A 7,409-nucleotide genomic window follows, 5' to 3' on the forward strand; every position below is an offset into this window, starting at 1 on the left:
CCGGCGGGGAACCGCCGTCAGGTCGGCGGGAGCGCCTGCGGCGGGGAGTTGTCGGTCGCTGCTGTCGGGGTGTCCGGGTTTTCGGTGCGGCGACGCCAGGCTCGCTGGCCGCCGACACGTTCGTAGCCGAGGGCGTCGGCGAGGGTGTGGCAGGTGTGGCAGCGAAGCGCGCAGGCGCGGCAGTGATCACTGAACAGGAAGGATTTCCACATCTGTCGTGCGGTGGACGGGGAGATTTTGTTCTCCCAGAATGCGATCTGTTCGGGGATCAGCGTCTGGAGGGCGGTAAGGATGCGGATGATGCGGTCCGGGTCGTATCCCGGGCTGTGGTGGTCCCAGGGCGCCGCATCCCGGAAGGCGTCGCTGAGGTTGGCGGCCTCGCCGTGCAGGGCTTGCAGGAGTGCGCGGGCGTCGGCGACGTCGTGTTCGGTCGGGGGTCCGCCGGTGTTCGTCCTGCGGTCGTTCCGGTCGCGTCGTGGGCGGCCGGCGGTCTGTGTACGCGGCCGAGGTGGCATCGGTCATCTGCCCTTCTGCGTCAAGCCGGTCAGGTGGCCGTCCCGGGCCGGCGGGCGCTGGTGTGTCCCGGCCGTGCCCGCCGAGCCGGGCGACGGCCCGGACCGGGGCGGGCGGGCGGTGGCAGTGCCACGGTGCCGGCGAGGTGGGAGGTGGTGCCGGCCGCGTCGGCTCCGGCCCGCGGCCAGGTCGACGGTGATCGCGATGAGGGTGATCGCCGCGTAGGCGACGAGCAGGGTGACGTCGTGCGCGGCGGCGACCCCCAAGAGCCACACCGCCAGCAGCACGAACCCCCAGAAGCGCATCCGCCGACGGCGACGGCGACTCAGGTAGATCATCGGAAATGGCGTTCCTTTCCGTGTTCGGCCGGGAGGAAACGCGCCCGGCGCAGGGGTATGGGATGTCAGCTCAGAACGCGTGGGTGCGTCAGGGAATGGGATGGAATGGCCGTGATCGGGGCCGGCGCAGTGGCCGTCAGACGCGCGGGGAGACGGGCGGTTGGTTGATACGGATGGGCATGAGCAGGTGCCGATACGGCGAAGCGCCCGCCGTCTGCCCGGTGAGAGAGGTCAGCAGGACGGCTTGGGCGACGTCCGGCTGCCCGGAGAACACGACGGTGTCGCCCGGGAGCGCGGCGAGGGCGTCCCGGAGATAGGCGGCCTTGAACGCCCAGCGGACGGTTCCGTCCGTGACCGATGTCGTCGCGGGCAGTGTTGGGGCGCTGACTCTCGCGTCGTGCTCGGGAAGCAACGGCGCCACCCGCACCCCGGCGGGGGTGAGCGTCAGCGTCATGATCGAGCCAGTGGCCGTCGGGTGGGCGGCGAGGATGGCGAGGACCCGTTCTACGTGGGCCTGCACCGTCGCCCGGTCGAACGCGGCGGTGTGCTGGACGTCGAGCGTGAGCAGCCTGTGCCAGGGCGGGTAGCTGCCGTCGATCTCGACCAGGCTCACGGTGGTCTGCCCGCAGGTGAAGGTGACCCGGGCGACGTCGGACTCGGCGCGATGGCGACCGATGGCCACACGCTGGTCGGTCCATGCCTCGGCACACGCGGCGAGGATCTTCCCGGGGACGAGGAGTTCCTGCCGCCCGGTCGGGCTGGTGCCGGTCGCGGGTAGGGAATCGACGGCCAGGCGGTACCGGTCGGTCGCGGCCAGGGTCGCCAGACCGGATGAGAAGGACAGCTGCACGCCGGTGAGGGCCCGCAGAGTGTCGTCCCGCCCGACCGCGGGCAGGACACGGTCCAACGCGGCCCGCAACGCCTGCTGGTCGACGGTGGCGATCGTCGGCGCGGGCCGGCAGTCGCCGGGATGGTCTTCCGGGGGCAGGCCGGTCAGCGGGATGGTGTAGTCGCCGATGGTGACGGTGGGGGCGGCCGGGAGGGAGCCGTCGAGCAGGACGGGCAGGTCGTCGGTGTCGCGGCGGCGCTCGCCGCGGACCAGCGCCTTGCACATCTGTGTCAGCGCCCAGCCCTCGACCAGGAACCGGCCCGGGGACCGGGCGACGCCGGGCAGGCGGACCGAGACGGTCGCGGTGTAGCCGGCACCGGTGATGGTGAGATTCCCGTCCGGGCTGGCGGTGACCAGGGCCGCGTTCCACGGCGGCCGGCTCTTGCGGTCAATGACGGCCGCGACCGTGGCCAGGGCCGCGAGCAGGTCCCGGTACGTGACGACAGCGGTCACACCAGCGGCGGTGGTGACGGCGGGCAGTGCGGTGACGGTCATGGTGTCGGATGGCATGCGGCACCTCCATCTCTTGCGGACACGGGGATCGCGGCAGGAGGCCAGAGCCGGCGGGACGCCCGGGACCCGCGCGTCGGTAGCCGATCGGTCAGTGAGGGCGGCCCGCGCGGCGCGACTCCCCGCCGGCGCCGGCCGGGAGGGGTCTGGCCAACGCCGGTCGGTTGGGGAGCGATCAGCGCCGGTCCCAATTCCTCCGGAGCCTCGTGATCTGCTCGTCGGTGGAGCCAAACCGCCGGAGCTGGTCGTCGGTCAGCCACGCCATCGGAATAGTGATCTTGATGGTGATGGTGGTGCCTGCGGGCAACTCGTCCGTGTTGATCGCGTGGCCCCGCCACCCGGGTAGCTTCCAGCCCTCCGACGTCTTGATCCAGAACTCGTCGCCGCACCGAGCCCACGTGTCCACCGACGCCTCGTGCAGGGCCACCCGGTGCATCGGGTCATACGGGTCAAACTCCATGATCATTTCTCCTTTCTCGCTGGCGCATGGGCGTGCCACCGATGGCGGCGTGACGGGCATGCTTCTTTCGCCTTCGCGGGCGACGTGATCGTGATGCGGATGACGCCACTTCGCTCACGTGCCGGCGATCTCCCAGGCCCACTCGTAGGCGCCGATGTAGTACAGGCCGTCCGGGGCGGGGTCGACGACGGTCGTAGAGCCCCACTGGCCGCTGTGGACCGAGACGGTGGCGTCGTCACCGATGGTGATCGTGTCGATCTCGTCGGCGGGCACGGTCGCGGCCAGCGCGGCGGTCTCGGCCGCCAAACGGCGGACCTGCTCCAGGGTGAAGCCGGGCACGGCGAAGCCGTTCCACCGGTCGTCGTTGGCCGGTACCTCGTACTCCGAGGAGACGCCGCTGATGGTGACGCGCATGGTGCGGGCAGCAGTCATGGTCGTGTCCCTCCCAGGAGGGAAAAGGGAGCCGGGTACGGTCACGGGTCCCGCGTCCGGGCGGGGCACGCCAGCGCCGCCCGTGCCCCGCCCGGTGTGCTGTGGGCCGGTCAGGTGGGCAGGCAGCAGCGCAGCGGCACGCCGTGCAGGTCGACGCTGATCGCGCCGGTGGGGACGAGAAAGCGGAGATTGGTGGGGGTGACGCGCAGCCGGTCCGTGGACGCGGCGTCGAGGATGATCGTGGCGTGCTTGCCGTCGATCTGGCCGATGGTGCCGGTCAGGCCGTCGAGGGAGCGGGGCTTGACGGTGGTGATCCGCACGGGGGTGCCGGTGGTCAGGGACGCGGTCCGGATCGCGGCGAGGGCGGCCCGCCGCTGCTTGACCGTTGCGCTGATGCGGGTCAGGTCCTGCTCTGTTGCGTGCGACGCGATGAAGTCGGTGGCGACCGCGAGCGTCGGTGTCATGGGCATGCGGGTGCCTTCCTGGTCGTGAGGGGGTACGGGCGAAACACCCGCTCAGCCATAGGCCGGCGGGTGTGTCCGAGCGGGCGTGCCCGTCCCGCCGTTACGGACGGGCAACCGGGCCGGTGCGGCGCTGGCTGTCGGGCGGGTGTTCAGGCGGCGGTCAGGTGGCCCCGCCGGGTGGGGGCGGGCCGGCCGATGACGAACGTTCCGGGGTGCAGCGGGTGGAGCGGTTCGTGTGGCGTCGGCTCGCCCGGGTGGGGCAGGTGCAGCAGCAGCCGTCCCGCGAGCGGGCTGTCGGCGTCGTCGGGAACCCGCCGGATGGTGATCGTGAACGCGCCGCGTGGGTCGCCGGTGGACAGGCTCAGGGTGATCGCGTCGTCGGTTTCGTCGGTGCGGATGCCGGCGCTGTTGCACCACGCCAGCGCCACCCGCTCGGGCGTGTGCGGTCCGGTGTCGTCCGCGTCGGGTCCGTCCGGGAGGTAGGCGGGGCAGTCGGACTCGCCGGTGTCGTCGTCGAAGCCGCCGGGGGTCTCGACGAGGTCCGCCCCGCAGGCGGTGCAGCGGAACTCGGTGTCGGTGGCGAAGGTCAGCTCGATGGTGCTGTCCTCGTCCAGGCTGTTCACGGTCGTGCCGTCGACGGCCAGTCCGGCGAACATCGCTACCCGCTCCTTTCCGGTCAGCTGTGCGGGCAGGGCATCACCCCGCCTGCGACGAGCGGGCTGTCGGGGGCAGGGCGATGCCAGGCTGGGGGTCGGGTCAGGCGGGTAGCAGGGTGCGCAGCGTGGCGAGGGTGGAGCCGTCGAGGTTGTCCGCTCCGCCGGTCACGGCGCGCAGCATGTTGCGTTCGGCGCGGGTCGCGCCGCGGACGGTCTGTTCGTGGTGGGTGTAGGTGTTGACCGCTTGCAGCACGCCCCAGCCGGTGTTGCGCCACGGGGAGACCCGCTCGTCGTGGTTCCACAGCCGGGTCAGGGTGTCGCGGTGTTTCTCGGCGCCGGTCCGCGCCCGCCCCGGGTTCGCGGGCATCGGGACGTGGGCGTCCAGGAACGCCGCCCACTGCCGGTCGGACACGTCCAGCGCGCACAGTTCGGCGACCTCGGCGGCGAAGTCGTCGGCGATCGTGTGCACGATCGCGAGCGCCTCCCGGGCCTCGGCGAGCCGGAGGTGTGACTTGGCGGAGTGCTTGACCTTGGTCTGCTGGCCCTGTTCCCGCAGGCCGGCCGCCATCGTGTTGTCGCACACGACGTTCGTCACGATCCGCTTGTAGGTCGTGGACAGCGACCCGTCGAACGACGTCGTGGCCAGCAGGTTCGGGCGGAACGCGACACCCTCCGGGGTCGTGATCGTGTCGGGGACCTCCACCGACACCCACGCCACCGCCCCGCCGCGCAGCAGGCCGGCCGACCCGATCGCGAGAGCGTCGTCGAGGAGCTGCCCGACGTTGTCGACCAGCCACTCCTGGTAGGCGTGGGGTAGGTAGCCGTCGCTGAACACGCCCATCACGGTCCCGGTGTCGGAGCGCACGATGGCCTTGCGGTCCGGGACGACGTCGAGTCCGCCAGTGACGGGCGACTCGACGTAGATCGGCTGTTCGAGGGCCTGCCAGCCGAACAGCCGGCGCTCGACGTCCTCGACCGGGATCGGCCCCGGGTAGTGGTTGGTCTCGCCCTGCTGGTCGGCGCGGTAGTGCCAGGCGTGACCGCGCTTGGTCGTGAAACCGATCAGCGTGTTGCTGTTCAGCCAGGCCAGGGTTTCCTTCGACATCTGGGGTTCCTTCCCTCGGGACCGGGGTTTGGGCGGCGATGCGAGGCATGCCGGCGGGCCGCCGGGCACCGTCCGGCGGCAGGCAGGCTGCGGGGGATTACGGAGCGGATGTGCGGGCGGGGCGCAGCGCCGCGCGGGCCTCGGCCAGCGACGCCCAGGGGCGGACCTGCCGGTGGCCCGGGTAGGTGTGCGCGCGGGCGATCGCGACCGCGCGGGCCGGGTCGAGCGCGGACGCGTCGACCAGGCTGATGATCGTCCAGGCGATGGTGGCGACGCGGACGGGCCGCCCGCCCGGCCACATCTCCTCGTAGGCGCGTACCCGCCCGTCGCGGGTGACCGAGCGGATCACGACCAGCTCGACGTGGACGGCGTCCGGGCCGCCACCGGTCAGCGGCTCCCGGTGCGGGGACACCAGCAGCGCGACGTTCCCCCGGCGGGCCCGTGCGCCGTTCGCCAGCGCCACCGCCTCGACCCGGCTCACGGCACCTCCCCGGGCAGGGGCCACCAGGCCGTGGCCGGGGACGGATCCTCCCGCTCGGCAGCGATCAGGTCCCGGATCTGTAGCGCCAGGTAGCCGGCGGGGTTCTCCCGCAGGAACACGTCGTCAGCCCAGACGATCGACCCGGCCAGCGCGGTCGTCTCCACCACCACGCCGCCGAGCACGTCCGTGGCGTACCGGCGGTCGCAGTGCGGGCACTGGACCACCGTCGTCAACTGATAGGCCGCCCACGTCCCGGCCACGAAGTGCGCCCGCTCCTCGACGATCACATCAAGGTCGCCGGCCGGGGACAGGTAGTAGTCGTGGTCATCGTCGATGTAGACCCCGATCCGAACCACGGGATCCGCGAGCACGCCGAGCATGGCACCACCTCGAAAAAAGATCAGCAGAGAGAAGAGAAAGGCGCGCGGTGCACGCTGGCTATGCGCTGGTCAGTCGCGCCCAGATTGCGCGGCACTCGGCATCGCTGAACCCACGCGGATGCGCGGAGGTCTCCCGCGTCTCACCCGTGTAGTAGTCCAGCGTGACCGTTCCGCCCCACCAACAGTGCGACCCGGGAAACGGCCAGCCCGATGGCTCCGTGGCCTCGAGCTTGCTCAACGCGGCCACTGCCAGATCCACGGCGTCGAGCCCGTCTTCCCGGTAGTAGTCGTCGGGCTCGCAGGCGAGATCCTCGGACCGTTCGCCGTGCGCGAGGATGTCCCCGTCGTGGACTTCGTGGTCGTAGTAGTCGCGATGGTGGACGCGCAGATGCCGGCCGTTCACAGGACCCGCACCACCCAACTGTCGGGGTTGTCCTCGAGCCCGGAGACCTCCAAGAGGATGTCTCCATAGACGATCGCCTCTGCGTGCAGCCGGTCCCCTTCCGGGCCGTAGCCGCAGTCCCACAGTCCCGCACCTGCCCGCTGCCGCGACAGGACCCAGTCCCGGCCCAGTTCCTCGGGTGCGGGAGCCCGTGAGCCCAGACGCTCCGCCAACGACATCAGGTCATCGGCGGCGCCATCCAGGAAGTCGCGGATGTCGTCGGCAGGCTCCCCGCACAGAAACTCGGTCTCCGTACCATCGAAGCCGGAGCCATACAGGTTTGTCGTCTGGTCTGGGTTCCACTCGACGACGGCTGATGTGATCAGCTCACGCCACACGCCGAGCTTGAAACGTGTCACATAGTCCGGTGACATCGTGTTACTGATAGTCATTGTCGTTGTCCTCGGCACTCGAGAGACTCGTACGGTGGTGACGGCAAGCGGGCAGGCTGTCCGCTCAGCGCGCCACGGTGTCCGCGTCGCGCGCAGGAAGCAGAACCAGCCGGTCGCACTGCACCCACTGCTCCCCGGATCCCGCGACGGGCGTCACCTGCGCCCGCTGCTGGCCGTAGGACCACTTGACGTCGATGATCCGAACCTCGATGACGATCCCGCCGACCGTGCCCGGCCGCCATGTCGCCGTCCGGCCGATGGCCCAGGAAACGTCCTTCACGGTGCCCATGTCTTGAACTCCCTTCACCGACCACAATTCCAACGGTTACCCGAATACGGGCACCGGA

At 71.0% G+C, this 7,409-nt stretch carries 13 protein-coding genes; all 13 read right to left on the bottom strand.

All coding sequences use genetic code 11. The annotated features are described in order from the left end of the window. Nucleotides 1–17: 17 nt before the first annotated feature. Nucleotides 18–515: a hypothetical protein gene (locus FrCorBMG51_RS21770; RefSeq protein ID WP_052914931.1), complete on the bottom strand. Its 498-nt coding sequence runs from the start codon at nucleotides 513–515 to the stop codon at nucleotides 18–20. 3 nt (nucleotides 516–518) lie between these two features. Beyond that, a complete protein-coding gene (locus tag FrCorBMG51_RS27505; RefSeq protein WP_086055611.1) occupies nucleotides 519–851 on the bottom strand; it encodes a hypothetical protein in 333 nt (110 codons plus the stop codon). A 136-nt stretch (nucleotides 852–987) separates the two neighbouring features. Then, a complete protein-coding gene (locus tag FrCorBMG51_RS21780; protein ID WP_235433803.1) occupies nucleotides 988–2,250 on the bottom strand; it encodes a DNA polymerase III subunit beta in 1,263 nt (420 codons plus the stop codon). 175 nt (nucleotides 2,251–2,425) lie between these two features. Then, nucleotides 2,426–2,710, bottom strand: coding sequence for a hypothetical protein (locus tag FrCorBMG51_RS21785; protein WP_139342380.1), 285 nt, complete (start codon nucleotides 2,708–2,710; stop codon nucleotides 2,426–2,428). Nucleotides 2,711–2,824: 114 nt separating this feature from the next. Further along, nucleotides 2,825–3,142, bottom strand: coding sequence for a hypothetical protein (locus FrCorBMG51_RS21790; protein ID WP_047224880.1), 318 nt, complete (start codon nucleotides 3,140–3,142; stop codon nucleotides 2,825–2,827). A gap of 110 nt (nucleotides 3,143–3,252) precedes the next feature. Next, the gene (locus tag FrCorBMG51_RS21795) at nucleotides 3,253–3,612 is read right to left on the bottom strand and encodes a hypothetical protein (RefSeq protein WP_047224881.1); all 360 of its coding nucleotides are present in this window, start codon (nucleotides 3,610–3,612) and stop codon (nucleotides 3,253–3,255) included. A 143-nt stretch (nucleotides 3,613–3,755) separates the two neighbouring features. Then, nucleotides 3,756–4,262: a hypothetical protein gene (locus FrCorBMG51_RS21800; protein ID WP_047224882.1), complete on the bottom strand. Its 507-nt coding sequence runs from the start codon at nucleotides 4,260–4,262 to the stop codon at nucleotides 3,756–3,758. Nucleotides 4,263–4,362: 100 nt separating this feature from the next. Continuing rightward, complete coding sequence (locus FrCorBMG51_RS21805) at nucleotides 4,363–5,367, bottom strand: DUF932 domain-containing protein (RefSeq protein WP_047224883.1); 1,005 nt, start codon at nucleotides 5,365–5,367, stop codon at nucleotides 4,363–4,365. Nucleotides 5,368–5,464: 97 nt separating this feature from the next. Then, on the bottom strand, nucleotides 5,465–5,848 hold the full coding sequence (locus tag FrCorBMG51_RS21810) for a hypothetical protein (RefSeq protein ID WP_047224884.1): 384 nt from the start codon (nucleotides 5,846–5,848) through the stop codon (nucleotides 5,465–5,467). Continuing rightward, nucleotides 5,845–6,228 (bottom strand): hypothetical protein, encoded by a 384-nt coding sequence (locus tag FrCorBMG51_RS21815; RefSeq protein ID WP_047224885.1) that lies wholly within the window; start codon nucleotides 6,226–6,228, stop codon nucleotides 5,845–5,847. Before FrCorBMG51_RS21815 ends, FrCorBMG51_RS21810 begins: the two co-directional genes overlap by 4 nt. A 58-nt stretch (nucleotides 6,229–6,286) precedes the next feature. Further along, a complete protein-coding gene (locus FrCorBMG51_RS21820; protein ID WP_047224886.1) occupies nucleotides 6,287–6,631 on the bottom strand; it encodes a hypothetical protein in 345 nt (114 codons plus the stop codon). Continuing rightward, the gene (locus FrCorBMG51_RS21825) at nucleotides 6,628–7,062 is read right to left on the bottom strand and encodes a hypothetical protein (protein WP_047224887.1); all 435 of its coding nucleotides are present in this window, start codon (nucleotides 7,060–7,062) and stop codon (nucleotides 6,628–6,630) included. The genes FrCorBMG51_RS21820 and FrCorBMG51_RS21825 overlap by 4 nt, the downstream gene beginning before the upstream one ends. Before the next feature lie 64 nt (nucleotides 7,063–7,126). Continuing rightward, the gene (locus tag FrCorBMG51_RS21830) at nucleotides 7,127–7,351 is read right to left on the bottom strand and encodes a hypothetical protein (RefSeq protein ID WP_047224888.1); all 225 of its coding nucleotides are present in this window, start codon (nucleotides 7,349–7,351) and stop codon (nucleotides 7,127–7,129) included. Nucleotides 7,352–7,409 lie beyond the last annotated feature (58 nt).

Source organism: Protofrankia coriariae, from assembly GCF_001017755.1.
GTDB classification, from domain to species: Bacteria; Actinomycetota; Actinomycetes; order Frankiales; family Frankiaceae; genus Protofrankia; species Protofrankia coriariae.

Coding starts and splice junctions, on each gene's coding strand:
- FrCorBMG51_RS21815 (WP_047224885.1), bottom strand. CDS start 6,228: ATGCTCGGCGTGCTCGCGGATCCCGTGGTTCGGATCGGGGTCTACATC.
- FrCorBMG51_RS21785 (WP_139342380.1), bottom strand. CDS start 2,710: ATGGAGTTTGACCCGTATGACCCGATGCACCGGGTGGCCCTGCACGAG.
- FrCorBMG51_RS21800 (WP_047224882.1), bottom strand. CDS start 4,262: ATGTTCGCCGGACTGGCCGTCGACGGCACGACCGTGAACAGCCTGGAC.
- FrCorBMG51_RS21795 (WP_047224881.1), bottom strand. CDS start 3,612: ATGCCCATGACACCGACGCTCGCGGTCGCCACCGACTTCATCGCGTCG.
- FrCorBMG51_RS21805 (WP_047224883.1), bottom strand. CDS start 5,367: ATGTCGAAGGAAACCCTGGCCTGGCTGAACAGCAACACGCTGATCGGT.
- FrCorBMG51_RS21825 (WP_047224887.1), bottom strand. CDS start 7,062: ATGACTATCAGTAACACGATGTCACCGGACTATGTGACACGTTTCAAG.
- FrCorBMG51_RS21780 (WP_235433803.1), bottom strand. CDS start 2,250: ATGCCATCCGACACCATGACCGTCACCGCACTGCCCGCCGTCACCACC.
- FrCorBMG51_RS21830 (WP_047224888.1), bottom strand. CDS start 7,351: ATGGGCACCGTGAAGGACGTTTCCTGGGCCATCGGCCGGACGGCGACA.
- FrCorBMG51_RS21790 (WP_047224880.1), bottom strand. CDS start 3,142: ATGACTGCTGCCCGCACCATGCGCGTCACCATCAGCGGCGTCTCCTCG.
- FrCorBMG51_RS21770 (WP_052914931.1), bottom strand. CDS start 515: ATGCCACCTCGGCCGCGTACACAGACCGCCGGCCGCCCACGACGCGAC.
- FrCorBMG51_RS27505 (WP_086055611.1), bottom strand. CDS start 851: ATGATCTACCTGAGTCGCCGTCGCCGTCGGCGGATGCGCTTCTGGGGG.